Origin of the sequence: Dechloromonas sp. TW-R-39-2 (assembly GCF_016864195.1) — a bacterium.
GTDB lineage: Bacteria > Pseudomonadota > Gammaproteobacteria > Burkholderiales > Rhodocyclaceae > Azonexus.
Genome location: NZ_CP045202.1, coordinates 3,385,181 through 3,410,598, shown reverse-complemented (window position 1 = coordinate 3,410,598; position 25,418 = coordinate 3,385,181). Strand labels below are relative to the sequence as shown.

General features: G+C 60.6%; 28 protein-coding genes. 19 read left to right on the top strand and 9 right to left on the bottom strand.

The window, feature by feature from the left end; genetic code table 11:
- The first annotated feature begins 2 nt into the window (after window positions 1-2).
- Together mutM and GBK02_RS16565 are read left to right on the top strand one after the other, a co-directional pair.
- Window positions 3-836: a bifunctional DNA-formamidopyrimidine glycosylase/DNA-(apurinic or apyrimidinic site) lyase gene (mutM, locus tag GBK02_RS16570; protein ID WP_203467695.1), complete on the top strand. Its 834-nt coding sequence runs from the start codon at window positions 3-5 to the stop codon at window positions 834-836.
- 62 nt (window positions 837-898) lie between these two features.
- Window positions 899-2,845 carry a dynamin family protein gene (locus GBK02_RS16565; RefSeq protein WP_203467694.1) on the top strand — a complete coding sequence of 649 codons (1,947 nt, stop codon included), beginning with the start codon at window positions 899-901 and terminating at the stop codon, window positions 2,843-2,845.
- Window positions 2,846-2,934: 89 nt separating this feature from the next.
- On the opposite strand, the gene GBK02_RS16560 is transcribed toward GBK02_RS16565, so the two are convergent.
- The 5 genes from GBK02_RS16560 to GBK02_RS16540 are packed head-to-tail and all read right to left on the bottom strand — an operon-like array spanning window position 2,935 to window position 6,906.
- Window positions 2,935-3,192 carry a YfhL family 4Fe-4S dicluster ferredoxin gene (locus tag GBK02_RS16560; RefSeq protein WP_203467693.1) on the bottom strand — a complete coding sequence of 86 codons (258 nt, stop codon included), beginning with the start codon at window positions 3,190-3,192 and terminating at the stop codon, window positions 2,935-2,937.
- A 16-nt stretch (window positions 3,193-3,208) separates the two neighbouring features.
- Window positions 3,209-3,706 carry a pantetheine-phosphate adenylyltransferase gene (coaD, locus tag GBK02_RS16555; RefSeq protein ID WP_203467692.1) on the bottom strand — a complete coding sequence of 166 codons (498 nt, stop codon included), beginning with the start codon at window positions 3,704-3,706 and terminating at the stop codon, window positions 3,209-3,211.
- Entirely contained in the window at window positions 3,703-4,245 is a 543-nt protein-coding gene (gene rsmD, locus GBK02_RS16550; RefSeq protein WP_203467691.1) for a 16S rRNA (guanine(966)-N(2))-methyltransferase RsmD, read from the bottom strand. The genes coaD and rsmD overlap by 4 nt, the downstream gene beginning before the upstream one ends.
- Window positions 4,242-5,531 carry a pitrilysin family protein gene (locus tag GBK02_RS16545; RefSeq protein WP_239003091.1) on the bottom strand — a complete coding sequence of 430 codons (1,290 nt, stop codon included), beginning with the start codon at window positions 5,529-5,531 and terminating at the stop codon, window positions 4,242-4,244. The genes rsmD and GBK02_RS16545 overlap by 4 nt, the downstream gene beginning before the upstream one ends.
- A gap of 16 nt (window positions 5,532-5,547) precedes the next feature.
- On the bottom strand, window positions 5,548-6,906 hold the full coding sequence (locus tag GBK02_RS16540) for a pitrilysin family protein (RefSeq protein ID WP_203467689.1): 1,359 nt from the start codon (window positions 6,904-6,906) through the stop codon (window positions 5,548-5,550).
- A 131-nt stretch (window positions 6,907-7,037) separates the two neighbouring features.
- Between GBK02_RS16540 and ftsY the strand changes: the two genes are divergently transcribed.
- The 5 genes from ftsY (at window position 7,038) to GBK02_RS16515 (ending at window position 11,802) form a co-directional block, all read left to right on the top strand.
- Window positions 7,038-8,012, top strand: a complete 975-nt coding sequence (ftsY, locus tag GBK02_RS16535; protein ID WP_203467688.1) for a signal recognition particle-docking protein FtsY — start codon at window positions 7,038-7,040, stop codon at window positions 8,010-8,012.
- A complete protein-coding gene (gene ftsE, locus GBK02_RS16530; protein WP_203467687.1) occupies window positions 8,009-8,659 on the top strand; it encodes a cell division ATP-binding protein FtsE in 651 nt (216 codons plus the stop codon). Before ftsY ends, ftsE begins: the two co-directional genes overlap by 4 nt.
- Complete coding sequence (gene ftsX, locus GBK02_RS16525) at window positions 8,656-9,555, top strand: permease-like cell division protein FtsX (protein ID WP_203467686.1); 900 nt, start codon at window positions 8,656-8,658, stop codon at window positions 9,553-9,555. Before ftsE ends, ftsX begins: the two co-directional genes overlap by 4 nt.
- Window positions 9,548-11,173, top strand: coding sequence for an NAD(P)/FAD-dependent oxidoreductase (locus GBK02_RS16520; RefSeq protein ID WP_239003089.1), 1,626 nt, complete (start codon window positions 9,548-9,550; stop codon window positions 11,171-11,173). Before ftsX ends, GBK02_RS16520 begins: the two co-directional genes overlap by 8 nt.
- Window positions 11,174-11,241: 68 nt before the next feature.
- Window positions 11,242-11,802, top strand: a complete 561-nt coding sequence (locus GBK02_RS16515) for an OmpA family protein (protein WP_203467685.1) — start codon at window positions 11,242-11,244, stop codon at window positions 11,800-11,802.
- A gap of 12 nt (window positions 11,803-11,814) precedes the next feature.
- On the opposite strand, the gene GBK02_RS16510 is transcribed toward GBK02_RS16515, so the two are convergent.
- Both GBK02_RS16510 and GBK02_RS16505 read right to left on the bottom strand, forming a co-directional pair.
- Entirely contained in the window at window positions 11,815-13,026 is a 1,212-nt protein-coding gene (locus GBK02_RS16510; protein ID WP_203467684.1) for an exo-beta-N-acetylmuramidase NamZ domain-containing protein, read from the bottom strand.
- On the bottom strand, window positions 13,023-13,571 hold the full coding sequence (locus GBK02_RS16505; protein ID WP_203467683.1) for a DOMON-like domain-containing protein: 549 nt from the start codon (window positions 13,569-13,571) through the stop codon (window positions 13,023-13,025). The genes GBK02_RS16510 and GBK02_RS16505 overlap by 4 nt, the downstream gene beginning before the upstream one ends.
- A 170-nt stretch (window positions 13,572-13,741) precedes the next feature.
- Between GBK02_RS16505 and GBK02_RS16500 the strand changes: the two genes are divergently transcribed.
- From GBK02_RS16500 to GBK02_RS16480, 5 genes are all read left to right on the top strand, one after another.
- Window positions 13,742-15,106: a TrpB-like pyridoxal phosphate-dependent enzyme gene (locus GBK02_RS16500; protein ID WP_203467682.1), complete on the top strand. Its 1,365-nt coding sequence runs from the start codon at window positions 13,742-13,744 to the stop codon at window positions 15,104-15,106.
- A 4-nt stretch (window positions 15,107-15,110) separates the two neighbouring features.
- Window positions 15,111-15,779, top strand: coding sequence for an SPOR domain-containing protein (locus GBK02_RS16495; protein ID WP_203467681.1), 669 nt, complete (start codon window positions 15,111-15,113; stop codon window positions 15,777-15,779).
- Window positions 15,776-16,399, top strand: coding sequence for a dephospho-CoA kinase (gene coaE, locus GBK02_RS16490; RefSeq protein WP_203467680.1), 624 nt, complete (start codon window positions 15,776-15,778; stop codon window positions 16,397-16,399). The genes GBK02_RS16495 and coaE overlap by 4 nt, the downstream gene beginning before the upstream one ends.
- Before the next feature lie 61 nt (window positions 16,400-16,460).
- Complete coding sequence (gene zapD / locus GBK02_RS16485; RefSeq protein WP_203467679.1) at window positions 16,461-17,219, top strand: cell division protein ZapD; 759 nt, start codon at window positions 16,461-16,463, stop codon at window positions 17,217-17,219.
- On the top strand, window positions 17,219-17,416 hold the full coding sequence (locus tag GBK02_RS16480) for a DNA gyrase inhibitor YacG (protein ID WP_203467678.1): 198 nt from the start codon (window positions 17,219-17,221) through the stop codon (window positions 17,414-17,416). The genes zapD and GBK02_RS16480 overlap by 1 nt, the downstream gene beginning before the upstream one ends.
- Before the next feature lie 30 nt (window positions 17,417-17,446).
- On the opposite strand, the gene GBK02_RS16475 is transcribed toward GBK02_RS16480, so the two are convergent.
- Both GBK02_RS16475 and GBK02_RS16470 read right to left on the bottom strand, forming a co-directional pair.
- Complete coding sequence (locus GBK02_RS16475) at window positions 17,447-18,394, bottom strand: Nudix family hydrolase (protein ID WP_203467677.1); 948 nt, start codon at window positions 18,392-18,394, stop codon at window positions 17,447-17,449.
- The gene (locus tag GBK02_RS16470) at window positions 18,391-19,281 is read right to left on the bottom strand and encodes an ATP-binding protein (protein WP_203467676.1); all 891 of its coding nucleotides are present in this window, start codon (window positions 19,279-19,281) and stop codon (window positions 18,391-18,393) included. Before GBK02_RS16470 ends, GBK02_RS16475 begins: the two co-directional genes overlap by 4 nt.
- A gap of 47 nt (window positions 19,282-19,328) precedes the next feature.
- Between GBK02_RS16470 and GBK02_RS16465 the strand changes: the two genes are divergently transcribed.
- The 7 genes from GBK02_RS16465 to GBK02_RS16435 all read left to right on the top strand — a co-directional run bounded on the left by GBK02_RS16465 (window position 19,329) and on the right by GBK02_RS16435 (window position 25,358).
- On the top strand, window positions 19,329-20,546 hold the full coding sequence (locus tag GBK02_RS16465) for a murein transglycosylase A (RefSeq protein WP_203467675.1): 1,218 nt from the start codon (window positions 19,329-19,331) through the stop codon (window positions 20,544-20,546).
- 232 nt (window positions 20,547-20,778) lie between these two features.
- Window positions 20,779-21,981 carry an ammonium transporter gene (locus GBK02_RS16460; protein ID WP_203467674.1) on the top strand — a complete coding sequence of 401 codons (1,203 nt, stop codon included), beginning with the start codon at window positions 20,779-20,781 and terminating at the stop codon, window positions 21,979-21,981.
- 221 nt (window positions 21,982-22,202) lie between these two features.
- Window positions 22,203-22,559, top strand: a complete 357-nt coding sequence (locus GBK02_RS16455; RefSeq protein WP_203467673.1) for a helix-turn-helix transcriptional regulator — start codon at window positions 22,203-22,205, stop codon at window positions 22,557-22,559.
- The gene (locus tag GBK02_RS16450; RefSeq protein ID WP_203467672.1) at window positions 22,559-22,972 is read left to right on the top strand and encodes an arsenate reductase ArsC; all 414 of its coding nucleotides are present in this window, start codon (window positions 22,559-22,561) and stop codon (window positions 22,970-22,972) included. The genes GBK02_RS16455 and GBK02_RS16450 overlap by 1 nt, the downstream gene beginning before the upstream one ends.
- 9 nt (window positions 22,973-22,981) lie before the next feature.
- Window positions 22,982-24,049, top strand: coding sequence for an ACR3 family arsenite efflux transporter (arsB, locus tag GBK02_RS16445; protein ID WP_203467671.1), 1,068 nt, complete (start codon window positions 22,982-22,984; stop codon window positions 24,047-24,049).
- Between the two features lie 18 nt (window positions 24,050-24,067).
- Window positions 24,068-25,111: a permease gene (locus tag GBK02_RS16440; protein WP_203467670.1), complete on the top strand. Its 1,044-nt coding sequence runs from the start codon at window positions 24,068-24,070 to the stop codon at window positions 25,109-25,111.
- A 16-nt stretch (window positions 25,112-25,127) separates the two neighbouring features.
- Complete coding sequence (locus GBK02_RS16435) at window positions 25,128-25,358, top strand: thioredoxin family protein (protein WP_203467669.1); 231 nt, start codon at window positions 25,128-25,130, stop codon at window positions 25,356-25,358.
- The last annotated feature ends 60 nt before the right edge of the window (window positions 25,359-25,418 follow it).

Sequence of the window (25,418 nt, the reverse complement as noted above, 5' to 3'; positions counted from 1 at the left end):
CAATGCCGGAATTGCCGGAAGTCGAAGTCTGTCGTCGCGGCCTGGAGCCCGAGCTACTCGGTGCGCAGATCGAGCAGGTCATCATTCGTTCGCCCAAGCTGCGCCATGTCATTCCGGTCGAGTTGCGCGACTTGTTGCCGGGCTGCCGGATCGTCGGCATACGCCGGCGCGGGAAATACCTGTTGATCGATTGCCGCAGCGACAGCGTGCAGGGCAGCCTGCTGGTGCATCTCGGCATGTCTGGCAGCCTGCGCTTTGTGGCGCACGGTCAGCCCGTCGTCAAACATGATCATTTCGAGCTGGTCCTGGCGCGCCATGTGCTGCGGTTTGCCGATCCGCGCCGTTTTGGACTGATTCTCTGGCAGTCCGGCCCGCCGGAAGAGAGCGAACAGCATCCCTTGCTGGCCATTCAGGGCATCGAGCCCTTGTCGGACGATTTCACGGTCAACTGGCTGTATCAGGCAAATTTGAAACGTTCCGGGCCGATCAAGCCGCTGCTGATGGATTCGCACCGGGTGGTCGGGATCGGCAATATCTATGCGTCGGAAAGTCTGTTCCGGGCCGGCATTTCGCCGCTACGCGCTGCCAATAAAATCAGCAAGGCGCGCTATGGCCTGCTGGTGCCGGCCATCCGCCAAACACTGTCGGATGCCATTGCAGCGGGTGGCAGCACCATTCGTAACTACATGCACAGCGACGGGAGCAGCGGCTGGTTCCAGATCCAGGTAGGCGTTTACGACCGGGCTGGCGAGCCTTGTTTGCGTTGCGGCGGCGTGGTCAAGCAAGTGCGCCAGGCCGGGCGCAGTACTTTTTACTGCCCCGGTTGCCAGCATTAGCGGCAGCAAGCCTCTGTTTTTATGCTAGATTGAATCGTCTCAACGTATCTCCGGTATCCGACATGTCGCTTGCCAAGCAATTTGCTGCCTACGCCGCCTGGCGCACCGGCCTCTCCGCCCAACTGGTCGAGTTCCAGTCCTGGTTGACCCATAATGAATTGTCCGATGCGCAGACCGATCTGCGTCTCGCCCAGTTGCTCGACCGCTTGCGCGAAGATCGTCTCAATGTCGCCTTCGTGGCCGAGTTTTCGCGTGGCAAGTCGGAGCTGATCAACGCCATCTTCTTTGCCGAATACGGTAGCCGGATGCTGCCTTCGTCGGCCGGCCGGACAACGATGTGCCCGACCGAACTGTTGTTCGACGAAGCGCGCTCGCCGCGTATCGAGCTCCTGCCGATCCAGACTCGCGCCTCGAATTCGAGCGTTACCGAGTACAAGGCCTTTGCCGATGAGTGGACGCAGGTGCCGCTCGATACCACTTCGCCGGAAGCGATGCAGGACGCCCTGCGCCATGTCAGCGAAACGACGCGTGTCACGCCGGAAGAGGCTTCGCGTCTCGGCTTTGCTGCGGTCGACGGAGAAATCGACCTGTATCGCGTCGGCTCCGACGGGCTGGTCGAAGTGCCGCGCTGGCGCCATGCGGTGATCAACTTCCCGCATCCGCTGCTCAAGCAGGGCCTGGTCATCCTCGATACGCCGGGATTGAACGCGATTGGCGCCGAGCCGGAACTGACCTTGTCGCTGCTGCCCAATGCGCACGCCGTCCTTTTCATCCTGGCGGCCGATACCGGTCTGACCCAGTCGGACATGGCGATCTGGAACGAACATATTGCCGACCGCGGCACCGCCCGGCGCGGTCGCATGGTGGTCCTCAACAAGATTGACGGCCAATGGGACGAGTTGAAATCGCCGGCTGAAATCGATGCCGAGATTCAGAAGCAGGCGGATAACTGCGCCGATCTGCTTGAATTGCCGGTCGAGCAGGTTTTCCCCGTTTCGGCCCAGAAAGGCTTGGTTGCCAAAATTAATGGCGACGAGGCATTGCTCCAGCGCAGCCGCTTGCCGCAGCTGGAAGCGGCCTTGTCCGGCGAGCTGATCCCGGCCAAGCGCGAAATTGTCTGCGACAACACCGAGAGCGAATTCGGCGATGTCAGCCGTCGCGTTCGCAGTCTGCTCGATTCGCGGCTGCTCGGCTTGCGCGAGCAACTGACCGAACTGACCGAGTTGCGTGGCAAGAACAAGGGCGTGGTCGAGTACATGATGGGCAAGGTCCGCTCGGAAAAAGACGAGTTCGAGTCGGGGCTGCAGCGCTATTACGCCGTGCGCAGCGTGTTTTCGACCCTGACCAACAATCTCTTCGGACATCTCGGTCTCGACGGCTTGCGCCAGTTGACCGCCGACACGCGGGAAACCATGCTCGATGCAACGTTTTCCAAAACCCTGTCGGATTCAATGGCCAGCTTTTTCAGCCGTTCGCGTGAGGCGTTGGCACGCTCGAACGGTGAAATCAGCGAAATCCTGTCGATGATGGAAGCGGTGTACAAGAAATTTGCTGTCGAGCACGGCCTCAAGCTGGGCGCGCCGACGACTTTCTCGCTGTTGCGCTACGAAAAGGAACTGGACCGTCTGCAAGTCTGGTGCGACACGCATTTGAACACCATGCGCAGCCTGCTGACGCATGACAAGAAAAACATCACGCAGAAGTTTTTCGAAGAGGTCGCCGTGCAGGTGCGCCGCGCTTTCGAGCGGGCCAACAAGGATGCCGAGGTCTGGCTGCGCGCCATCATGGCGCCGATGGAAACCCAGGTGCGCGAGCACCAGATCCAGTTGAAGCGCCGCCTTGAAAGCATCAAGCGCATTCATCAGGCAACTGATACGCTGGAAGACCGGATTGCCGAACTGGAAAGTGTTGAAAAGGGCCTGCTCCAGCAGATTCATGCGCTGGAAATGCTGTCGGCTCAACTCCATGCCTTGCTGCAGCCGGTTCAGGCGAGGCAGGAAGCGGCCTGAGTCTTGTGCTGCGGTCTACCGCAGTCAAGGCCCGAAAATGGGCAATAAAAAACCCGCGGATTTCGCGGGTTTTTTGTTTCCAGCCAAGCTCAGGCGCGCTTGTTGCCGGTGAGCTTTTCGTACTTGACCCACAGCATGTCCTGGGTTTCAACGACATTCGGGTCCTTCGGAATGCAATCAACCGGGCAGACCTGGACGCATTGCGGTTCGTCGTAGTGGCCGACACACTCCGTACATTTGCTCGAATCGATGACGTAGACTTCTTCGCCTTGGGAAATTGCCTCGTTCGGGCATTCCGGTTCGCACACGTCGCAGTTGATGCACTCGTCGGTAATCAAAAGGGCCATAGCCGTTCTTCCTCTCTCAGTTAACTGAAGTTTTTGCCCGCAGGCGCTTATTGACACAAGGTTGTACAAATTTGCTGACATCGCCGCCCAGGCGCGCGATTTCACGCACCATGGTGGCCGAGATGAACATGTATTGCTCTCCCGGTGTCAGGAATACTGTTTCGACCTCCGGATAGAGGCTGCGGTTCATGCCGGCCATCTGGAATTCGTATTCAAAGTCAGACACGGCGCGCAGGCCGCGCACGATGACCTTGGCGCCTTTTTCATGGACGAAATCCATGAGCAGGGTATTGAAGCCGACGATTTCGACGTTCGGGACGTCGGACAGGATTTCGCTGGCCATCTCGACGCGCTCGGCCAGCGAAAAGCGCGGCTGTTTCGAGGGGCTTTCGGCGATCGCCAGGATCAGGCGGTCGAAGAGGCCGGCGGCGCGGCGCACAAGGTCTTCGTGACCGCGGGTGATCGGGTCGAAAGTGCCGGGGTAGATCGCTACCCGATGATTGAGTTTGTTCAAGCCGTTTCCCGCTGCATCAAGTGAAAATGGACTTCGCCTGCCTTGCCGTGACGCACCGTGCGCCAATCGCCCAGTGCATCGAGTTCGTATTCTGCTTCGACATAGACGATGGTGTTTTCCTTGGCAACGCCGGCCAAAAGAGGCTCCAGGCGAGGAATCCAGCCCTTGTTGTAAGGCGGATCGAGGAAGATCAGATCGAATTTGTGTTTCGTCGAGGCCAAATATTGTAGCGCATCCCCGCGTTTGATCTCCACCGTGGCTTCAGCATCGATCATTCTGGCGTTGTCGTGCAGCGCCGCAAGAACCCGCGGTATCGGTTCGATCATCACGACTTTGCCGGCCCCGCGTGACGCGGCTTCGAAACCGAGCGCGCCGCTGCCGGCGAAAAGGTCGAGACAGATTTCGCCATTCAGCTCCTGGCCCAGCCAGTTGAATAACGTCTCGCGAACGCGGTCCGGCGTTGGGCGCAAGCCTTCGCTATCCGGAAATTTCAGGACACGGCGGCGCCACTGGCCGCCGATGATGCGGACGGTATTCAATCTGCGGCGACCGTCACGGTAATCAGGTCGGCCGGACGCACGTAGCGGGAAAATGCCGCTTTGATCTGGTCGACCGTGACAGCCTCGATTTTGGCCTGGTACTGATCGAGGTAATCGAGCGGCAGCCCGAAGAAGCCGATTGCCGCCGCGTTATCGAGCAGTTTCTTGTTGCTGTCCAGGCGCAGCGGGAAGCTGCCGGTCAGGTTGGCCTTGGCGGCCAGCAGTTCCTCGTCGCTTGGACCTTCCTTGAGAAAACCATCGAGCACGTCGCGCGCCACCTTGATAGCCTCGCCGGCTTGCGAACGCTTGGTCTGCAGCCCGATCTGGAACGGACCGCTCTGGCGCATCGGGGCGAAATAGCTGTAGACACTGTAGGCAAAGCCGCGCTTGTCGCGTACTTCCTTCATCAGGCGCGACACGAAGCCGCCGCCGCCCAGGGTGTAATTGCCGACGAGCAGCGGGAAATAGTCCGGATTGCCGCGCTCGACCGCAGGCAGGCCAATGTACACATGTGCCTGGGTCGCCGGGTGGGGCAGCTTGACGGTCCTGCCTGCCGGGGCCTCCGGGGCGGCCGGCAGGGTGGCGGCTTCGCCCTTGGGCAGGCCGGCGGCGATGCCTTCGGCAATTTTCTCGGCATCCTTGCGCGAGATGTCGCCGACCAGTGTGATGCTGGCATTGGCGGCGTTGTAGTAACGGGCATGGAAGCTGGCCAGATCGTCGCGCGTCAGGCTGGCAATGCTCTCCGGGGTGGCCTGGCGGCCGTACGGATGGCCGGGGTACATCGCCGCCCAGAACGCCTTGCCGCCGATGCTTTCCGGACGGGTCATGGCTTCCTTCAGGCCGGCGATGGTGCGGGCTTTTTCACGTTCGAAAATGTCGTTTTCGAAGCGCGGGGCATGCAGGACGTTGCGCAGAATGTCGAGCGCCGGTTCGCGTTTGTCCCGCGCGGACAGCGTGCGCAGGGCGATGCTGGCCCGGTCGGTGTCGGCGCCGCCGCCGAGATTGGCGCCGATGTCGGCGAGTTGTTCGGCGATCTCGGTTTCGTTGCGCTTGCCGGCACCCAGGTCGAGGCCGCTGCGAGTCAGGGCGGCAACGCCCGGTTTGCCTTCTGGGTCGAACATCGAGCCGGCCGCAAAGTCGACCTGGACATCGAGCATCGGCAGGACACGGCTTTCGACAAAATAGACCCGTGCACCGGAGGGCGATACCCAATGTTCGATCTTGACGCCGGCCAGGGCGGTCTGCGCTACCAGCAGGGCGAATGCTGCGGTCAACAGGTTTTTCATGGTCATTTTCCGGGCCTTAGTGACGGGTGGCGACGCCAGGGCGACGTGGCTTGCCGTCGAGCGGCTGTGGATCGAGTACGCCGACGGTCAGCGTGTCGTCGGTGAAATATTTGCGGGCGACGGCCTGCACTTCGGCGGCGCTCACTTTTTGCAGTTTTTCGAGCATGCGGTCGATTTTTTGATACGGGATGCCGGCCGATTCGGTCTGGCCGATTTCCATCGCCTGACCAAACATCGAGTCGAGCTTGTACACCTGGCTGGCCAGCAACTGGGCCTTGGCGCGCTTCAGTTCCGGTTCGCTGACGCCCTCTTTCTGGACGCGGGCGATTTCGTCGCGCAGCGCGGCTTCGAGGTCGGCCACCGTTTTGCCTTCGCTTGGGCTGCCGTGCAGGTAAAGCATGCCGGGGCCGCGGGCGGTCGGGTCGTAATCGATGCCGACGGACAGCGCGACCTGGTCTTCGCGCACCAGTTTCTTGTTGAAACGGGCGGCATCGTGGCCGTCGAGAATGGCGCTGAGCATTTCCAGCGCGTACGGTTCGCTGTCACGGTCGGCGTCACGTAGGATCGGCGCCTTGTAGCCCATGATCAGTACCGGCAGTTCGGCCGGGGCCTTGACGCTGATCCGGCGCGTGCCGTGCTGGGCCGGTTCGATCTGCGGCTTGCTGCGCGGCAGGGCGTGGCCTTCGAGCGGGCCGTAGTATTTCTCGGCCAGCGCAAAGATTTCCTTGTGATCGACATCGCCGGTAATCACGACGTAAGCGTTGTTCGGGACGTACCAGGTGTCGTACCAGGCTTTGGCGTCGGCCGCGGTCATCGTTTCCAGATCGTTCATCCAGCCGATGATCGGGCGGCGATACGGGTGCGCCTGGAACGCCACAGCATTCATCTGTTCGAACAGCTTGGCTTGTGGGTTGTCGTCGGTGCGCATGCGGCGCTCTTCCATGACGACCTTGATTTCCTGGGTAAATTCCTTGGCGTCCACGTTGAGGTGGCGCATCCGGTCGGCTTCGAGCTGGATCATGTCCTCCAGCTTTTCCTTCGGTACCTGCTGGAAGTAGGCGGTGTAGTCGCGGCTGGTGAAGGCATTGTCGCGCCCGCCGGCGGCGGCGACGCGTTTGTTGAATTCGCCGGGGCCGACGCTGGGCGTCCCCTTGAACATCATGTGTTCGAGAACGTGGGCGACGCCGGAGGCGCCGTCAACTTCGTCCATGCTGCCGATACGGTACCAGACCATCTGGACGGCAGTCGGGGCGCGGCGATCTTCCTTGACGATGATGCGCAAGCCGTTCTGCAGTGTGGTTTCGTAGGGATTGGCGTGGGCTGCGGTCAACAGCCAGGGGGCCAGCAAAAAGGGGATAAGTTGTTGCATTCGCATGGGATAGCGGGGCTTTCCAAGAGGTCTTTCTGCTAAAATCGGGCGCTGAATCAGCTTCGATCCGGGTGGCATCTTAACGGCTTGCCGCCTGCCTGTCAGCACGGCCACAGTCACTTAAGACCCCATTCTCCATGTTCAGTTTCCTGAAAAAATCCGCTGCCGACCCCAAGGTTGACGCGGCTCCCACACCCGATGCCGCCCCTTCATGGCGCGAACGCCTCTTCAAGGGCCTGGCCAAGACCCGCGCCCAGCTCGGCGGCAAGCTCAAGTCGATTTTCTCGCGCGGCAAGGTCGATGACGAGCTGCTGGAGGAGCTGGAAGAGCTTCTGCTGACGAGCGATGTCGGCGTCGAGGCGACGATGCATCTGCTCGGCGAGTTGAAGAAAGCCGCCAAGCGCGACAAGCTGGAAACCCCGGAAGCCATCCAGAAAGCCTTGTCCGATGCCTTGCTCGAAACCCTGCAACCGCTCGAACAGGCGCTTGATGTCAGCGGCCACAAGCCCTACGTGATCATGATTGCCGGCGTCAATGGTGCCGGCAAGACAACCTCGATCGGCAAGCTGGCCAAGTATTTCCAGAACCAGGGCAAGAGCGTCTTGCTGGCCGCTGGCGATACCTTCCGCGCCGCCGCACGCGAACAGCTCGAAACCTGGGGCGAGCGCAATAACGTCACTGTCATCGCCCAGGACAACGGTGATCCGGCCGCCGTGGTGTTCGATGCCATTTCAGCCGCCAAGGCGCGTGGCATCGATATCGTGTTGGCCGATACGGCCGGTCGCCTGCCGACCCAGCTGCACCTGATGGAAGAAATCGCCAAGGTGCGTCGCGTCATTCAGAAGGTCGAACCGACCGGGCCGCACGAAACCCTGCTGGTGCTCGATGCCAACATCGGCCAGAACGCGCTGCAGCAGGTCAAGGCGTTCGACAAGGCAATCAATGTCACCGGCCTGGTCGTCACCAAGCTCGATGGCTCGGCCAAGGGCGGCGTGGTTGCGGCAATTGCCCGACAGTGCCCGAAGCCGATCCGCTTCATCGGGGTGGGCGAGCAGATCGACGATCTGCGTCCCTTCTCGGCCAAAGATTTCGTCGACGCCCTGTTCGAATGATCGTCGCCAGCAACCTGACCAAGCGTTATCCCGGCGGCTACGAAGCCGTCAAGGATGTCAGTTTCCGGATCAGTGCCGGAGAAATGGTGTTCATCACCGGCCATTCCGGCGCCGGCAAGTCGACGCTGGTCAAGCTGATTGCTTCGATCGAGCGGCCAACCTCCGGCAGCCTGGTGGTCAATGGCCAGAATCTTTCGTCCTTGCGGCGTAGCGCCATTCCCTATCTGCGGCGTAATTTCGGCATGGTGTTCCAGGACCAGAAACTGTTGTTCGATCACAACGTGCTCGACAACGTGCTGCTGCCTCTGCAGATCGTCGGCCTGCCGCGTCGCGAGTCGATTCGCCGGGCTCAGGCGGCGCTCGACAAGGTCGGCCTGCTGTCACGCGAAAAGGCCCGCCCGATCGCCTTGTCCGGCGGAGAGCAACAGCGGCTGGCGATTGCTCGTGCCGTGGTCAATCGGCCGACCGTGCTGCTGGCCGATGAACCGACCGGCAATCTCGATGCTGCGTCGGCGGCCGAGATCCTCGATATTTTTGAATCCTTCCATCAGGTCGGTGTCACCGTCGTGGTGGCGACGCACGACCCGCACTGGGTCGAGCGCTATCACCCGAACGTCCTGCGTCTGGACCACGGGAGGCTGCTATGAACGCCTGGTTGACCCAGCATCAGGCCGCACTGGCCTCGGCTTTTCGTCGCTTGCTGGCGGCGCCGCTCAATACGCTGCTTTCGCTGCTCGTCATCGGCATTGCGCTGACCTTGCCGGGCACCGGTTACGTGTTGCTCGACAATCTGCGCGATCTCGGCAATACGGCGTCCGGTGTGCAGCAGATCAGCCTGTTCATGCAGCTTGAGGCGACGCGCAAGGATGTCGGTGAAATCGAAAATCGTCTCAAGGCGGCGTCGACCGGGAAATGGCGTTTCGTGCCGAAGGAAGAGGCGCTCAAGCGCATCAAGTCGAATGAGGGGATGGCCGAGATCGTCGCCAGCCTGCCGCGCAATCCGCTGCCCGATGCTTTCATCGTCGAGCCGACCAATACCACGCCCGAGGCGCTCGAAATCCTGCGCAAGGAAATGGCCGGCTGGCCGCGGGTCGCTCATGTCCAGCTCGATTCGGCCTGGGTCAAGCGTTTCGATGCCTTCCTCAAGCTCGGCAAGCTGGTTCTCTGGATGCTGGCCGGCATTTTTGCGGCCGGTCTGGTAGCCGTGACTTTCAATACGATTCGCCTGCAAGTGATGGCCCAGGCGATGGAAATCGAAGTGGCGCGGATGATCGGTGCAACCGATGCCTTCATCCGCCGTCCTTTCTACTATTACGGTGCGCTGCAGGGCTTGTTCGGCGGCTTGCTGGCCGTTGGGCTGGTCAGCGGCGGCCTGGCGCTGCTCGCTGCGCCGGTCAGCCAGTTGGCGGCACTCTACGGCGGCAGCTTCAGCCTGCACGGGCCAGGGATTTCGGCTGTCGGTGTGATGGCCGGGGCTGGCGCCTTCCTTGGCTGGCTGGGCGCGCAGCTGTCGGTCAGCCTTTCCCTGCGGAAGTTTGGCTAGGCAGGATTCTCCGCCAACAGCGCCGGGCCGCCGGGAGTTTCTCTGCTCGGTCGGGGCGCTGGCGCTGAGTGGCTGCGTTCCAGCCGCCGATTTGCCGCCGGGCGAGTTGCTCGGCATGTCGTCCAGCCTCGCTCATCGGCTGCGCGACGGCAATTTTCCGCCGCCCGGCGAAATCCGGCGGACGGATGTCCTGATCGTCGGCGGCGGTATTTCAGGATTATCGGCCGCCTGGCAATTGAGTCGTGCTGCGGTCGACGACTTCATCGTGCTCGATCTTGAAAATGAGGCCGGCGGCAATTCGCGGGCCGGACAATCGGCCGTCAGCGCCTATCCCTGGGGCGCCCATTACCTGCCTCTGCCGTCAAGCGAGGCTGAGTACGTCAGCGAATTGCTCCGCGAGCTGGGTGTCGAGCAAGGGCGTTCAGCCGCGGGCAAGCCGATCTACGATGAGCGCTATCTATGCGGCACCCCGCAGGAGCGCGTCTATCGTCACGGTTTGTGGCAAAGCGGCCTGTTGCCGCATGTCGGGCTGGCGTCGGGCGAGCGCGCCCAGCAGCAGGCATTTCAGGCGCGCATGGAGGCGCTCAAGGCGTTGCGCGGTAACGATGGGCGGCGGGTGTTCGCCATTCCCATGGAACTGTCGAGTCGCGATCCGGCCTGGCGGGCACTGGATGCCATTTCCTTCAGCCAGTGGTTGAACGAGCAGGGCTTCACGGCGCCCAGCCTGCACTGGCTGGCCAATTACGCCTGTCGCGATGATTACGGCATGGCGCACCACGAAACTTCGGCCTGGGCCGGCCTGCATTACTTTGCCTGCCGCAACGGCGAGGCAGCCAATGCGGCGGCGGAAACGGTGTTGACCGCGCCGGAGGGCAATGCCTGGCTGGCTCGCGGCCTGGCCCGCCGGGCGGTTGATCGCATCGTGACCGGCGCTCTGGCCTGGCGGATCGAGGAAAGTCGCTCGCATGTCGCGGTCGACGTGCTGGTCGGGGCAAAAAGCGTGCGTTACGAAGCGCGGCAAGTGATCTGGGCGGCGCCGGCCTTTGTCCTGCCGCGGGTCTGGGGGGCGATTCCGCAGCCGCTCAAGGCGGCGGCGCAGGCGGCTGATTACGCCCCCTGGTTGACCGCCAACCTGCATCTTTCCGCCCTGCCGGAAGAGCGGCACGGCGCGCCGCTGGCCTGGGATAACGTGCTCTACGACAGCCCGGGCCTGGGCTATATCGTCGCCACGCATCAAGCGATACGCCGGCATCAGGTGGGGACGGTGCTGACCTGGTATCGCGCCTTGCACGATATGACGCCGGCTGCCGGGCGTCGGCGTTTGCTGGAAACTTCGCGCGAGCAATGGGCGGGTGAAATTCTCGGCGAGTTGGCGCAGGTTCATCCCGAGATTCGCCGGCTGACGACGCGGCTGGATGTCTTTCGTCATGGGCACGCGATGCGTCGCCCGACGCCTGGCAGCCTGTGGGGCGAAATGCGTCGCCGGCTGGTCGACTTCCGCAGCCGGCGGATTGCTCTGGCGCACGCCGATTTGTCGGGTTTTTCGTTGTTCGAAGAGGCGCAGTATCGTGGCGTGATTGCGGCGGATCGGGTGCGCAAGGCATTGAATGGCCGATAGCGGCAGAAGATCTCGGCGCGCTTCGCTATTTGCGGTACGATCTTAGCCCTCTGCAAATTGGGGTTTTTATGAAACGACGCATGCTGATGTCCATTGCCATCCTGCTGGCAGTGTCGGGCTGTTCGACATCGGGCTCGTCCGGCTTTGGCTGGCCATTTTCGGATGATGCCGAGGCGCCCCGTCCAGGCACTGCCCGGCGTGCCGGCGAAAGTGCAGAACCCGCACTGCGCAGCGATCGTGGCGAGTTGGGGCGTTATTCGACAAGCCAGCGCAAAGCCGGTGAGTCTGCCAGCACGGCGCGAAGCCAGCCGGATGCGGTGATCAAGTTCAGTCCGGACAACCAGGTCATCTCGCGCGAAGCCGAATCGCGGCTGCAGGCCATTGCCCAGCAGGCCCGATCGGATGAAAAGTTGATCCTGCGCCTGGAAGGTTTTGTCCCCGAGGGCGGCAGTCCGGCACTCAATCTCGGCTTGGCCGAGAAATCCTTGCAGGCGGTCAGGGCCCGTTTGCTTGAGTTGCGCGTCCCGGCGCGCCGTATCCTGCTCGCCCCTTTCGGCGAGGAACACCGGCTGAAGCGCGATGCGCTGCAGCACTGGGTCGAGATCTACCTCGTCAGGCCGCGCCTGTAGTTCGCGCCGAAATCAATACAAAAGGAAGGTCGACCGCGACGTCAGCCAGGCTTGTTCGTCGTGGTGGCTGATCTCGTCGAGATCGTCCGGCGTGCTGGCCGGGTTGTCCACCCAGTCGCGCAACAACGGTGAACCGTTGATCAGGTCGATGGCCAGCCGGTCGTGCTCGTATTCGTAGGCAAAGTCGCGCCATAGCGCGTAATCCGGGTAAAGCCGGCGGATTGCCTTGAAGGCCAGGGCCTGGATGCGCCACGGTTTGAAGGCGGTGTGATCGTAGTACGGCCCTTCGCAGTGGATCTGCACACCGTTGCACTGCTTGCCGGCGTGTTTGTGGAAGGTCGGTTCGAACCAGCATTCGCGCAGTTTGCAGCCAGCCAGCCAGTGCGGCGCAAAGGCGCGCATTTCGGCGATTACGGCGCGTGCGTCGATGTCCGGGGCGCCGAACAGTTCGAGCGGTCGGGTCGTGCCGCGCCCTTCGGAAAGCGTCGCGCCTTCGAGCATCACCGTGCCGGCGTAGGCGCGCGCCATGCTCAGGTTAGGGGCGTTCGGGCTGGGGTTGATCCAACTGCATTCCGGCGGCCAGCCGTAGCCGGGGGCGCTGTCCGGTTGCCAGCCTTGCATCGTGATGACCCGGTAATCGACATCGAGTTCGAGCGTGGCGATGAACCATTGGCCGAGTTCGCCCATGGTCAGGCCGTGGCGCATCGGCATCGGGCCGGCGCCGACGAAGCTTTCCCAGCCGTCACGCAGTGTTAGCCCTTCGACCGGGCGTCCAGCCGGATTGGGGCGATCCAGCACCCAGACGCTCTTGCCATGCCGGGCGGCCGCTTCGAGGATGTAACGCAGGGTCGTGATGAAGGTGTAGATGCGACAGCCGAGATCCTGCAGATCGACCAGCAAGACATCGAAGGTTTCCATCATCGCATCGGTCGGCCGGCGCACTTCGCCGTACAGGCTGAAAACCGGGATGCCGAGTTGCGGGTCGAGGAAATCCGGCGATTCGACCATATTGTCCTGCTTGTCGCCGCGCAGGCCGTGCTGCGGACCGAAGGCGGCGCTCAGTTCAAGATCGGGCAGGGCGGCAAGGGCGTCGAGCGAATGCGTCAGGTCAGCGGTGACCGAGGCCGGGTGGGCGAGCAGGGCGATGCGGCGGCCATGCAGGGGCTGGCGCAGGGCCGGGTCGGAAATCAGGCGGTCGATGCCGAAAAGAATGGGCTGGCTCATGGCTGGGGAACTTTCAGGGGCAGCGTGAAGCTGGTACGCAGGTGAAAATCGGGCTGGGCGGCGCGGTGCGCAAGCGCCCACCAGGTTTTTGTTTGGTCGTGTTGTTCGATGACGCAGCTCAGCGCGAGTTGCAGCCGAGCACCGGCGGGCAGCAGCGATGCCGGGAGCCGGGCGATCAGCGAGAAGCCGTCGGGAGTGTCGTCCAGGCTGATCTGCGGGGCGGCGGCCGGTTGAAAGTCGGTGTCGCGAACCCGGTAATCGGTGAAGCGATAGACGGCCCACAGGCCGGAGGGCGAGAAGTTGAATTCGCGGTATTCGGTTGCGTTGACCGCAGCAATGAAGGCTTCGCAACAGGTGTGCTGCCACAGGTCGTCGGCCGGCGCGCTGGCTTGCCGGGCCGGGCGAAGGATAGTCCGGCCGTCCAGGCGGTAGCCGAGAATCAGGCTGCCATCGCTGGCAAACGATGCCGAGGCGCTGACCGTGCAGGCGGCGGTGGCGGGCTTGGCCGGGTGGCAGAGCAGGAGGTGTTCGGCAGGGGCAGGCAAGGCGTTCGATCGTCGATGAATGATGCAGGCGGTACTTTACCTGCTCGCCCCGCCAGGTGTTGCGGTCAACCTGCCGAAAATGGTCAAAATCGGCCGCCAACCCTTGGTCGGGCAGGGGTTTTGGAGTAATTTACCGCTTTTGCCGAACAGCATCAGGGAGAGACAAAAATATGACGCCGCTGCGCATCAACCTCGAACAAGAAGAAATTCCGACCCACTGGTACAACATCGTTGCCGACATGAGCAATCCGCTGGCACCGCCGCTCGGACCGGATGGCAATCCGGTTCCACCGGAGGCCATGGGCGCGATTTTCCCGGAACCGATCATCGAGCAGGAGATGTCGGCCGAACGCTGGATCGCGATTCCCGAAGAGGTCCGCCAGATCTACGCCCAGTGGCGTCCGGCTCCGCTTTGTCGTGCCTTGCGCCTGGAGCAGGCACTCGGCACGCCGGCCAAGATTTTCTTCAAATACGAAGGTGTTTCGCCGGCCGGTTCGCACAAGCCGAATTCCGCCGTGCCGCAGGCTTACTTCAACAAGCTGGTCGGTACCAAGAAGCTGACGACCGAAACCGGCGCCGGCCAGTGGGGCTCGTCGATCGCCTATGCCGGTCAGATGTTCGGCCTGCCGGTGCGCGTCTTCATGGTCAATGTCAGTTACCAGCAAAAACCCTTCCGTCGCTCGATGATGCAGACGTGGGGCGCCGAGGTGTTCGCCAGCCCGACCAACCTGACCAACGCCGGGCGCACTGCCCTGGCGGCCGATCCGGATAACCAGGGCTCGCTCGGCCTGGCGATTTCCGAAGCGGTCGAAGAGGCGGCGGCTGATCCGGATACCTGCTACACGCTGGGTTCGGTGCTCAATCACGTTGTTCTGCACCAGTCGATCATCGGTCTGGAAGCGAAGAAGCAGTTCGAGAAGATCGGCCTGTATCCGGACGTGATTTTCGGGCCGTGCGGCGGCGGTTCCAGCTTCGGCGGCATCGCCTTCCCCTTCCTGGCCGACAAGGCGGCTGGCGACAAACGTGCGACCAAGCTGCGCTGCGTCGCTGTCGAGCCGACTTCCTGCCCGACCCTGACCAAGGGAACCTACGCCTACGACTACGGCGATGTTTCGGGCTACACGCCGATCATGCGCATGTACACGCTTGGTCATGACTTCATGCCGCCCGGCATTCACGCCGGTGGCCTGCGCTATCACGGCGATTCGCCGCTCGTCTCGCAACTGTTGCACGAAGGCCAGATCGAAGCTCTTGCCGTACCGCAGGTTGCCACCTTTGAAGCCGGTGTCCAGTTTGCCCGGGCGGAGGGCATCATCCCGGCACCGGAATCCTGCCACGCGATCCGCGCAGCCATCGACGAAGCCCTGCGCTGCAAGGTGACCGGCGAGGCCAAGACAATCCTGTTCTGCCTGACCGGGCATGGTCATTTCGATATGGCGTCCTACGACAAGTTCTTCTCCGGCAAGCTGGAAGATTACGATTATCCGGCCGAAGCCATTGTCGAATCGCTCAAGCATCTGCCGAAAGTAGGCTGAGCCGGTGAAAGCGCTCGTTTTCCTGCTCGTGCTGGCCAATGTGCTGTTTTATGCCTTCAGTTCGGGCTATTTCGGGCGCTCGGGTAATCCGGATGCCGGGCGCCTTGAGCAGCAGGTCGCGCCGGATCGCATGCGCATCGTTTCGCGCGGTGAGGCGCCGGCGGCCAAGGAACCGGTCAGTAAAGAGCCGGCCGCGGCTGTGGCGCCGGCCGTCGATAGTCTTTGCCTGGCCTGGGAAAATCTGCCGTCAAGCGAGGCTGATCGGCTGGGAACCTTGTTGACCGACAAGTTTGTCGATTATCACGTCGAGCGGCGAAATGTTGCGCGCGAAACCGGTGGCTGGTGGGTGTACATCCCGCCGCTGGCCAACAAGGCCGAGGCGGATAAGAAGGTTGGCGAGCTGAAACGGATCGGTGTTTCCGATTTCTTCATTATCCAGGACAACGTCAACCGGTTTGCCATTTCGCTCGGTATTTTTTCTTCGGAAAAAGGCGGGGCGGATCGACTCGCCGACTTGAAATCCAAGGGCGTCAGGTCGGCCCGGCTGGTGCCGCGCCCTGGCAATGAAAATGCCTTTACCTTGCAAGTCTCCGGCCCGCTGGCCGGCAAGGCCGCATTGCTGGAGGCTGTTTCTCTGGCCTTTCCCAAGGTCGAGCCGCAGGCCTGCAAGTGAGCGATTACGTGGTCGGCCTGACGGGCGGGATCGGTAGCGGAAAGAGCACGGTGGCCGACTTGTTCGCCGCAAAAGGCATTGCCGTCATCGATACCGACGCACTGGCCCATGAACTGACCGCCGCCCAGGGCGCCGCCATGCCTGCGCTGCTGGCGGCTTTCGGTCCATCCATCGCCGATGCGTCAGGGGCGATGGATCGCGCGGCGATGCGTCGGCTGGTCTTTGCCGACGCCTCTGCCCGGGCTCGGCTGGAGGCGATCCTGCACCCGATGATTCGGCGGATTTCGGATGAACGCTGCCGTTTGGCCACGTCCCCTTATGTCATTCTGGCGGTTCCCCTGCTGGTCGAATCGGGCAGTTATCGGGAACGCTGTGACCGGATTGTCGCGGTCGACTGCCCGGAAAGTCGGCAAATCGAACGTGTCATGGTGCGTAGTCAATTGACCGAAAAGGAAGTGCGGGCCATCGTTTCGGCCCAGGCGACACGCCAGCAGCGTCTCGATATTGCCGATGACGTTGTCAATAACGATGGTGCGCTGACAATTCTTTACGGCCAGGTCGACAGATTGCATTTAAAGTATCTATCGCTTTCTGCTGAAAAAGCTAAAGCAAAGTGTTGAGATTTGCATGCAAATGGCTCAAAATTCAGAATAATTTTCCGTTCCTTCGGACACTGGCCGCGTGATTACTTACGAATACCCGTTTAACGAGCGCATCCGCACATTGTTGCGTCTCGAAGACTTGTTCGAAAAAACGGCCTATTTCATTCAGAGCGAAGGTCAGCTCGAACACCATACCGCCCTTGTCACCCTGTTTGAAATCCTTGAAGTGGCCGGTCGTGCCGACCTGAAAATGGATTTGATCCAGGAGCTGGAAAGGCAGCGCCAGACCTTGCTGGCCTACCGCAATAATCCCGATATCTCCGAAGAGGCGCTCTCCGGCGCGCTTTATGAAATCGAGCACTCTTCGGCCGCCTTGCTCGGCATGGTCGGCAAGATCGGCCAGTATCTGCGCGACAACGACTGGCTGATGGGAATCAAGAGCCGTGCGGCGATTCCCGGCGGTGTCTGCGAATTCGATCTGCCGTCTTATCACTGGTGGCTGAATCGTCCGCTGGATGTCCGTCTTGAAGCACTTGATGGCTGGCTCAAGCCCATGCTGCCGTTGCGCGATGCAGCGGCCATCGTCTTGCGTCTGCTGCGCTCAAGTGGCCGGCCGAAGCGTTATAGCGCGGTCAACGGTCAATTCCAGCTCAATCTCGGCGGTACCGCCGCGCAGATGGTGCGCGTTGCGGTGAGTGCCGACGAGCAGGCGATTCCGGAAGTCAGCGCCAACAAGTATTTTCTCAATATCCGCTTCACCAAGCCGCCGGCAGGTGAAATCAAGGCCCGTGGCTGCGAGCGCGATATTGATTTCGACCTGACCTTCTGCAACCTGTAATGACGGCACGCAAGGTCCGTTGCCCGCAGTGTGGCGAAGATGCGCTCTGGTCGCCGGAAAATCCGGATCGCCCTTTCTGTTCTGAACGTTGCCGGAAAATCGATCTCGGTTGCTGGGCGGCCGATACTTACCGCATTCCGGTGCAGGGCCAGCCTGATCTGCCGGACGGTGACCTGTCCGGCGATCAAGGTTTCTAGGGTTTCCAGCAGTTCCCGGCTTTCCCAGGTTTACCAGCCGCGCATCAAGGCCAGCCCGTGAGCACCATGGGCTTGAGCTTGGTCGATCAAAGCCGGGCTCATGCCCCCCAATGCAAAGACCGGGATGGTGTTTCCCGCGAGGCGTTCGGCAAATCCGTCCCAGCCCAGTCCCGGATTTTCCGGGTGGCTTGGCGTTGGCAAGACCGGGCCAAGCAGGGCGTAATCAAGGTTCAGTTCGCCGGCGCGACGGATTTCGGCCGTGTTGTGGCATGACGCACCCACCCAGTTGAAGTCGGGGCGTTCGTTGCAGGCCGCGAGTCCGCTCGATGACAGATGCAGGCCATCGGCGCCGACCAATCGGGCGACTTCCGCATCGTCGTTGATCACGACGAGGGCGCCATGGTCGTGAGCCAGCCGCTTGACGGCTTCGGCGAACCACAGGCGCCGGGCTTGCGGCCAGTTCTTTTCGCGTACCTGGACCAGCTTCAGGCCCGCATTCAGCGCTTCTTCAAGGCGCTCCAGCTGGCGCTCGACGCCTTCGCTTTCGGCCATCGTAATGGCCATCCGGGTGGGTAGGGCCAAGCCTTTGAGAATTGGGTCATTGGCCGGCAGGATGGGGGCAACGCTGGCGCTTTTGCCGCATTCCATCCAGTCGACCGCAGCATGTTCCAGCGGGGCGGTGATGCCGATTTCCCCGGTCCACGCCGTGACGCGCCAGAAATGCAAACGTACCGTGGCGTGCGGGTAGGTGAATTGCCGGGTCAGCCAGGGGGCGCATTCCGTGACACTGATGCCCAGTTCTTCATAAAGCTCGCGAACCAGCGCCTGGCGAACGGTTTCGCCAGCCTCCAATTTGCCGCCCGGGAACTCCCAGTAGCCGGCGTAGACCTTGCCCTCCGGCCGTTGTGCGAGGAGGAATTCACGGCCGCCAGCCCGCAGCATCACGGCGGCGGCAACTTCGACGATTTTTTCGCTCACCGTGTCGTCTCCGGCTGATCTTTCTGCTGGCCGGCCAGATCGCGGGCGAATTGCCAGGCCACACGGCCGGAGCGCGAGCCGCGGCCGAGTGCCCAGTTGAGGGCGTCGCGTTCGCACCGGGCAATCACGGCTTCATCGACGCCGAGATAGCGCAGCCAGTGATAGACGATGTTCAGGTATTCGTTCTGGCTGAACGGGTAGAACGAAATCCACAGGCCGAAACGTTCGGACAGCGAGATTTTTTCTTCAACGGCTTCGCCCGGATGAATTTCGTCGTCGATCCGCTGGGTTTCCAGATTTTCCGAAAAAAACTCGGGCATCAGGTGGCGCCGATTCGAGGTGGCATAAATCAGCACATTGTCCGGCGGGGCCGAAATCGAGCCATCAAGCACCGATTTCAATGCCTTGTAGGCGGTTTCGCCGGCTTCGAAGGAAAGATCGTCGCAGAAGATGATGAAACGTTCCGGTCGGCTTTCGATCAGGTCGACGATATCCGGCAGGTCGACGAGGTCGGCCTTGTCCACCTCGATCAGCCGCAGGCCTTGTGCCGAATACTCGTTGAGTACGGCCTTGACCAAGGATGACTTGCCAGAGCCGCGCGAGCCGGTCAGCAAGACATTGTTGGCGGTGTGCCCGGCGACGAACTGGGCGGTATTCAGGCGGATGCGCTCTTTTTGATCGTCGATGTTGTTCAGTTCGTCGAGGCGGATCGGGTGGGGCTGGCGAATGGCCTGCAACCAGCCGCGGCCGTGGTTCTTGCGCCAGCGAAAGGCAATCGCATTTTTCCAGTCCGGCAGCGGCGGAGCGGGGGGCAGCGTTGCCTCAAAGCGACCAAGGACGGCCTCGGCACGGGCAAGCAGACGTTCAAGCTGGAGAGATTCGGGCATGGTGACAGGTATACTTCGCATTGAATTCACGCACTCTAACGAAACCCATGCGAAAAATCCAAGCCGCACTCTTTCTGGCCTTCTCCCTGTTAAGCGCCTGCAGCCTTTTGCCCTCGGGAGAGCCGGAGCCGGCTGTCTGCAAACCTTGCGCAAGCTGCCCGGCCTGTCCGCCGACGGCCGTCACGACGCCCGTGCCGCCAAGCCCGTTCGCCCGGACTTTTCGCGCCGCCAGCTGGGCCGATCTGCCGGGCTGGAAAGATGACGATATAGCGGCTGCCTGGCCGGCTTTCATGCAGTCTTGCCGGGGCATGGCCAGCAAGTCGCACGGCCCGGCCTGGAAGCGCGTCTGCGATCTGGCGCGGACGGCTGACGGCAAGCCGGATTTCAATCCGCGAGCCTTCTTTGAGCAAAACCTCCTGCCCTATGCCGTCCTGACCGGTGATGGTGAATCCAACGGCATGATTACCGGCTACTACGAGCCACTGCTGCGCGGTAGCAGAACCAAGGTGAAGGGGTTTGAACAGCCGATCCGGGCAGTGCCGGATGATTTGCTGACGATCGATCTGTCCGCGCTTTTCCCTGAGCTCAAAGACAAGCGCGTTCGTGGCCGGGTCGAAGGCAACAAGGTGGTGCCTTACTGGTCACGTGCCGAAATTGGTGCTCGCGGGGATCGCTTGCCGGGTAAAACCTTGCTTTATGTCGATGATGCCGTCGAACTTTTCTTTCTTCAGGTTCAGGGTTCCGGTCGGGTCAAGCTGACCGATGGCAGCACCGTGCGCGTCAATTATGCCGACCAGAACGGCCATCCTTACCAATCCATCGGTCGCGTGCTGGTCGACCGCGGCGAACTGAAACTTGAAGAGGCTTCGATGCAGGGCATCCAGGCCTGGGCGCGCGCCAATCCGGCCCGTCTCGACGAATTGCTCAACGCCAATCCGAGCTATGTTTTTTTCCGTGAAAATCCGAACAGCAAGGATGGTCCGGCCGGCGCGCTTGGCGTACCGCTGACGCCCGAGCGCAGCATTGCGATTGACCCGCGTTCGGTGCCGCTCGGCGCTCCGGTTTTCCTGGCAACGACCCGCCCCAATTCAGTGCAGGCGATGAATCGCCTGGTGATGGCACAGGATACCGGGGGGGCGATCAAGGGGGCGGTGCGTGCCGATTTCTTCTGGGGCTTTGGCAAGGCGGCAGGCGAACAGGCCGGGCGTATGAAGCAAACCGGACGTCTTTGGGTGCTTTTGCCACCGGAAGCTGCTCCCAGATAGAAAAAGCGTTTTTTCGCCCGAAGTTCTGGTGCATCCCTTGAGGCGGTGGCGGGGTGGTTTTGTTGGTGCATCGCCCGCATTTTCTGCACCGATGATGGGCGACGGATTGTTGTTTGGCACTTGTTTGGTGCGCTTCTGGAAAAATGACTTTTGCAATGCACTGATTTAAAACATCTTTGTGCACTGGAATGGTGCTTGCTATAGGCATTCGATTCCAAAATCAGGGGCTTTCATGGAAAACTACCAATCCGGCAGCAATGTGCTGTTCATCTTGCTTGGCGCCATCATGGTGCTGGCCATGCACGCAGGCTTTGCCTTTCTCGAAGTGGGCACGGTTCGCAAGAAAAACCAGGTCAATGCGCTGGTCAAGATTTTGACCGATTTCGGCATGTCGACCCTGGCATACTTTTTCATCGGCTACACCATTGCCTACGGTGTCAATTTCTTCACCGGTGTTGAAACGCTGATGGAAAAAAATGGTTACGAACTGACCAAGTTTTTCTTCTTGCTGACTTTTGCCGCAGCCATTCCGGCGATCATCTCCGGGGGGATTGCCGAACGAGCCAAATTCCACCCGCAGTTGATTGCCACATTCATGATCGTCGGCTTCATCTATCCGTTTTATGAAAGCATCGCCTGGAATCAGGCGTTTGGCATTCAGGCGTGGCTGAAGGCGACATTTGGCGAGGAGTTCCATGACTTCGCCGGCTCTGTCGTCGTGCATGCCATGGGCGGCTGGATTGCCTTGCCTGCCGTCCTCCTGCTCGGGCCACGCTATGGTCGCTACAACAAGGACGGCCGCATTTCAGCCCATCCTCCTTCATCGATTCCTTTTTTGGCATTGGGAGCGTGGATTCTGACGGTCGGCTGGTTTGGCTTCAATGTGATGAGCGCCCAGACGCTGGACAAAATTTCCGGCCTAGTCGCCCTCAATTCGTTGATGGCGATGGTCGGCGGCACCATGGTGGCACTTCTGCTCGGCAAGAATGACCCGGGTTTCGTGCATAACGGCCCGCTCGCCGGTCTGGTCGCCGTTTGTGCCGGCTCGGACCTGATGCACCCGATGGGTGCGCTGGTTGTCGGCAGCATCGCTGGCGGCCTGTTCGTCATCATGTTCACGCTGACCCAGAATCGCTGGAAAATCGACGACGTTCTGGGCGTCTGGCCGCTGCACGGCCTGTGCGGCGCCTGGGGCGGTATCGCTGCCGGCATCTTCGGCAGCAAGGCGTTGGGCGGTGCAGGTGGCATTGCCTTCATGCCACAACTGATCATGACTGGTCTGGCGATTGTCGTTGCCTTGGCCGGCGGAGCCATCGTCTATGGCAGCCTGAAAGCCTTCATCGGCTTGCGACTCGATCAGGAAGAAGAATACGAGGGCGCCGACCTGAGCATTCACCGCATTACGGCAACGCCGGAGCGTGAGCCGAACTGGTAAGGCGTGATCGTAGTGAAAATGTCTGTCGTAATACGGACAGCAAAGAGGCCCAGGATTTTGGGCCTTTTTGTTTGTGACTTAGTCGAAATTGCCGTTTTTGAGATTCACAAAATCTGTCGACTATCGGTCAGGGGATCATTGACCGTCCATCAATGCCATCTCTGCAGTGCGTAACAAAAGGGTCACTGGACTTTATTTTATAATTTGATAATACTCGAACAATGGAAACATTAAATGCAGCTGAACTTCTTGCCGCACTGGGGCATGAGTCTCGCCTGGCCATTTTCCGGTTGTTGGTCGAGGCTGGGCCGGATGGCATCAACGCCAGTGCCATCGGCGAGCAATTGGGCATGGTGCCGGCAACGCTGTCGTTCCATCTGGCACATCTCAGCCGGGTTGGCCTGATTGCCGGCGAGCGCGAAAGCCGCTTCATTCATTACTCAGCCAACTACAGCACGATGGATGATCTCATTGCCTTCCTGACCAGCAACTGCTGCCAGGGCAATGCCTGTCTTCCCAAGGCCGCATGCTGTGACACCACTGAAAAACGTCGTGCCAAAGCCGGAGTGAAATCCTGATGTCTAAACTCAAAACCGTGCTGGTGCTGTGCACCGGTAACTCCTGCCGTTCCCAGATGGGCGAAGCCATCCTCAACCACGATCTCTCCGGCTTGGTGCGGGCCATTTCGGCCGGTACCAGCCCGCAGCCCAAGGTTGCCGACGGCGCGATCGCAGCGCTCAAGCAGGCTGGTCTGCCGACCGAGGGATTGAGCCCAAAAGCCGTCGAAGCGGTCATGAATGACGATATTGACCTGGTCGTCAGCGTTTGTGACAACGCCAAGGAAACCTGCCCTGTTTTTTCCCGTCCGGTGATGCGAATCCATGTCGGCTTTCATGACCCGCATGGCGAGCCGCTGGAGAGTTTCGTCGCCGTCCGCGACGATATTCGTAGCCGGCTGGTGCCGGCGGTGCGTGAAGTACTTGGCCTGTGAGGAAGCGCGATGTCAGCCCAATGTGAAACGACTGCAAAACTCGCAGCCAAAGCTTCGATGAGTGTTTTTGAACGCTTCCTTACGGTCTGGGTTTTTCTCTGCATCGCGACTGGCATCGCAGCCGGGCAGATGGCGCCCGCAGCCTTTCAGGCCATCGGTCAAATGGCGGTTGCACAGGTCAACCTGCCCGTCGGCCTGCTCATCTGGATGATGATTATTCCAATGCTGGTCAAGGTCGATTTCGGGGCACTGGCCGAGATGAAGCAGCATGTGCACGGAATCGGTGTGACCTTGTTCGTGAATTGGCTGGTCAAGCCATTTTCGATGGCTTTCCTCGGCTGGTTGTTCATTCGCAACCTGTTTGCGCCGATGTTGCCGGCCGAACAACTGGACAGCTACATCGCCGGTCTCATCCTGCTGGCTGCCGCGCCCTGTACAGCGATGGTTTTCGTCTGGAGCCGCCTGACCAACGGGCATCCGCTATTCACCCTTTCGCAGGTTGCCATCAACGACATCATCATGGTTTTCGCTTTTGCGCCGCTGGTTGCGCTTTTGCTTGGGATTTCGTCGATTACCGTGCCGTGGAACACGCTGCTGACTTCGGTCGTTCTTTATATCGTGATTCCGGTCGGTTTGGCCCAACTCTGGCGCAAATCGCTTTTGGCCAAAGGGCAGGCGGCATTCGATGCCACCATGGCCAGGATAGGCCCGTGGTCCATCTCGGCCTTGCTGGCGACGCTGGTGCTGTTGTTTGCCTTCCAGGGCGAAGCCATTCTCAAGCAGCCGTTGGTCATCGGTCTTTTGGCGGTGCCTATCCTGATTCAGGTGTTCTTCAACGCTGCACTGGCTTATGGGCTGAACAAGGCGGTCGGCGAACAGCACATTGTCGCCTGCCCATCGGCATTGATCGGCGCTTCCAATTTTTTCGAGTTAGCTGTGGCTGCCGCCATCAGCCTGTTTGGATTCGAGTCGGGGGCTGCACTGGCCACGGTGGTTGGTGTTCTGGTCGAGGTTCCGGTCATGTTGCTGGTAGTCAAGGCCGTGAATGCCTCGAAGGGATGGTACGAAACCCGATAAACAAAGGGAGAATCAGTCATGGCAAGCCGTGCTCAAACGCAAGGACATTTAGCCCGGTGGTTGATTGTTGTCGTATTGGCCAGTGCTTTCTGGGTGGTCGCTTACAGCCACCTCACCGATTTTGCTGATCTCATGCTCGCGTTGTTCGGGCTGACACGCGATACCCGGTTGGGCGAAGCCATCCATTTCTTTTTCTACGACACGCCCAAGGTCCTGTTACTCCTGACCGGGATCGTTTTTCTCATGGGCATCGTTCAGACATTTTTTGCGCCGGAGCGTACCCGTGCGCTATTGGCTGGTAAGCGTGTCGGCGTGGGAAATGTTCTGGCTGCTTCACTTGGCATCGTCACGCCGTTCTGCTCCTGTTCCGCCGTGCCGCTGTTCATTGGTTTTCTGTCCGCTGGCGTTCCTCTTGGTGTCACTTTCTCCTTCCTCATCTCGGCTCCCATGGTCAATGAGATCGCGCTAGCGCTGCTATTCGGCATGTTCGGCTGGAAAGTTGCAGCTCTGTATTTGGGGCTTGGACTGGCTGTAGCCATCGCTTCAGGTTTGGTCATCGGCCAATTGAAAATGGAAAAGCACCTGGAGGACTGGGTGCAGCAAATTCAGAACGGACAAGCTGCCAGTTACAAGGGAGAAGAGCTGGATTGGGTTGCCCGCTTTGAGGCCGGGCAAAACCACGTAAGGAGCATTGTTGGCAAGGTCTGGCCTTACATCCTGGCGGGTATCGCTGTTGGTGCTAGCATCCATGGCTATGTCCCGGAAGATTTCATGGCCGCCTTCATGGGCAAGGATGTCTGGTGGGCCGTCCCGGCGGCAGTGCTGCTTGGCGTGCCGATGTATACCAATGCGGCCGGCATTATCCCGATTGTTGAAGCCTTGCTGGGCAAAGGAGCGGCACTGGGTACTGTGCTGGCCTTCATGATGGCTGTGATTGCCTTGTCGGCCCCGGAGATGATTATTCTGCGCAAGGCTCTTAAGCCACGGCTGATAGCGACTTTTGCAGGCGTTGTCGCGACCGGTATTTTGTTGGTGGGCTACGTATTCAATCTGGTTTTATAAGCAAACGGGGATTCAGATGAAAATCATCAAGGTGCTGGGCACGGGGTGTTCCAACTGTCGAAATACCGTGGCATTGATTGAGTTGGTTGCCAAGGAACGTGGAGCCGAGATTGCTTTGGAAAAAGTTGAAGACCTGCAGGCCATCATGCGCTACGGGGTGATGTCTACCCCTGGCGTAGTCGTTGATGGAACGGTTGTTCATGCCGGTGGCGTGCCTGGTCGTCAAAAGGTTGAAGCTTGGTTCTGAGGTAGCCAGGCACGGCTGCGATTGATGGACTGCCACGTGTGGCGTGGCAGATCATTGCCC

Excerpts from the sequence above, each read along its gene's own strand:
- mutM (WP_203467695.1), top strand. The coding sequence starts at position 3 with ATGCCGGAATTGCCGGAAGTCGAAGTCTGTCGTCGCGGCCTGGAGCCC.
- GBK02_RS16565 (WP_203467694.1), top strand. The coding sequence starts at position 899 with ATGTCGCTTGCCAAGCAATTTGCTGCCTACGCCGCCTGGCGCACCGGC.
- GBK02_RS16560 (WP_203467693.1), bottom strand. The coding sequence starts at position 3,192 with ATGGCCCTTTTGATTACCGACGAGTGCATCAACTGCGACGTGTGCGAA.
- GBK02_RS16545 (WP_239003091.1), bottom strand. The coding sequence starts at position 5,531 with ATGAAAAACCTGTTGACCGCAGCATTCGCCCTGCTGGTAGCGCAGACC.
- GBK02_RS16540 (WP_203467689.1), bottom strand. The coding sequence starts at position 6,906 with ATGCGAATGCAACAACTTATCCCCTTTTTGCTGGCCCCCTGGCTGTTG.
- ftsY (WP_203467688.1), top strand. The coding sequence starts at position 7,038 with ATGTTCAGTTTCCTGAAAAAATCCGCTGCCGACCCCAAGGTTGACGCG.
- ftsE (WP_203467687.1), top strand. The coding sequence starts at position 8,009 with ATGATCGTCGCCAGCAACCTGACCAAGCGTTATCCCGGCGGCTACGAA.
- ftsX (WP_203467686.1), top strand. The coding sequence starts at position 8,656 with ATGAACGCCTGGTTGACCCAGCATCAGGCCGCACTGGCCTCGGCTTTT.
- GBK02_RS16515 (WP_203467685.1), top strand. The coding sequence starts at position 11,242 with ATGAAACGACGCATGCTGATGTCCATTGCCATCCTGCTGGCAGTGTCG.
- GBK02_RS16510 (WP_203467684.1), bottom strand. The coding sequence starts at position 13,026 with ATGAGCCAGCCCATTCTTTTCGGCATCGACCGCCTGATTTCCGACCCG.
- GBK02_RS16500 (WP_203467682.1), top strand. The coding sequence starts at position 13,742 with ATGACGCCGCTGCGCATCAACCTCGAACAAGAAGAAATTCCGACCCAC.
- GBK02_RS16480 (WP_203467678.1), top strand. The coding sequence starts at position 17,219 with ATGACGGCACGCAAGGTCCGTTGCCCGCAGTGTGGCGAAGATGCGCTC.
- GBK02_RS16470 (WP_203467676.1), bottom strand. The coding sequence starts at position 19,281 with ATGCCCGAATCTCTCCAGCTTGAACGTCTGCTTGCCCGTGCCGAGGCC.
- GBK02_RS16465 (WP_203467675.1), top strand. The coding sequence starts at position 19,329 with ATGCGAAAAATCCAAGCCGCACTCTTTCTGGCCTTCTCCCTGTTAAGC.
- GBK02_RS16460 (WP_203467674.1), top strand. The coding sequence starts at position 20,779 with ATGGAAAACTACCAATCCGGCAGCAATGTGCTGTTCATCTTGCTTGGC.
- GBK02_RS16455 (WP_203467673.1), top strand. The coding sequence starts at position 22,203 with ATGGAAACATTAAATGCAGCTGAACTTCTTGCCGCACTGGGGCATGAG.
- GBK02_RS16450 (WP_203467672.1), top strand. The coding sequence starts at position 22,559 with ATGTCTAAACTCAAAACCGTGCTGGTGCTGTGCACCGGTAACTCCTGC.
- arsB (WP_203467671.1), top strand. The coding sequence starts at position 22,982 with ATGTCAGCCCAATGTGAAACGACTGCAAAACTCGCAGCCAAAGCTTCG.
- GBK02_RS16440 (WP_203467670.1), top strand. The coding sequence starts at position 24,068 with ATGGCAAGCCGTGCTCAAACGCAAGGACATTTAGCCCGGTGGTTGATT.
- GBK02_RS16435 (WP_203467669.1), top strand. The coding sequence starts at position 25,128 with ATGAAAATCATCAAGGTGCTGGGCACGGGGTGTTCCAACTGTCGAAAT.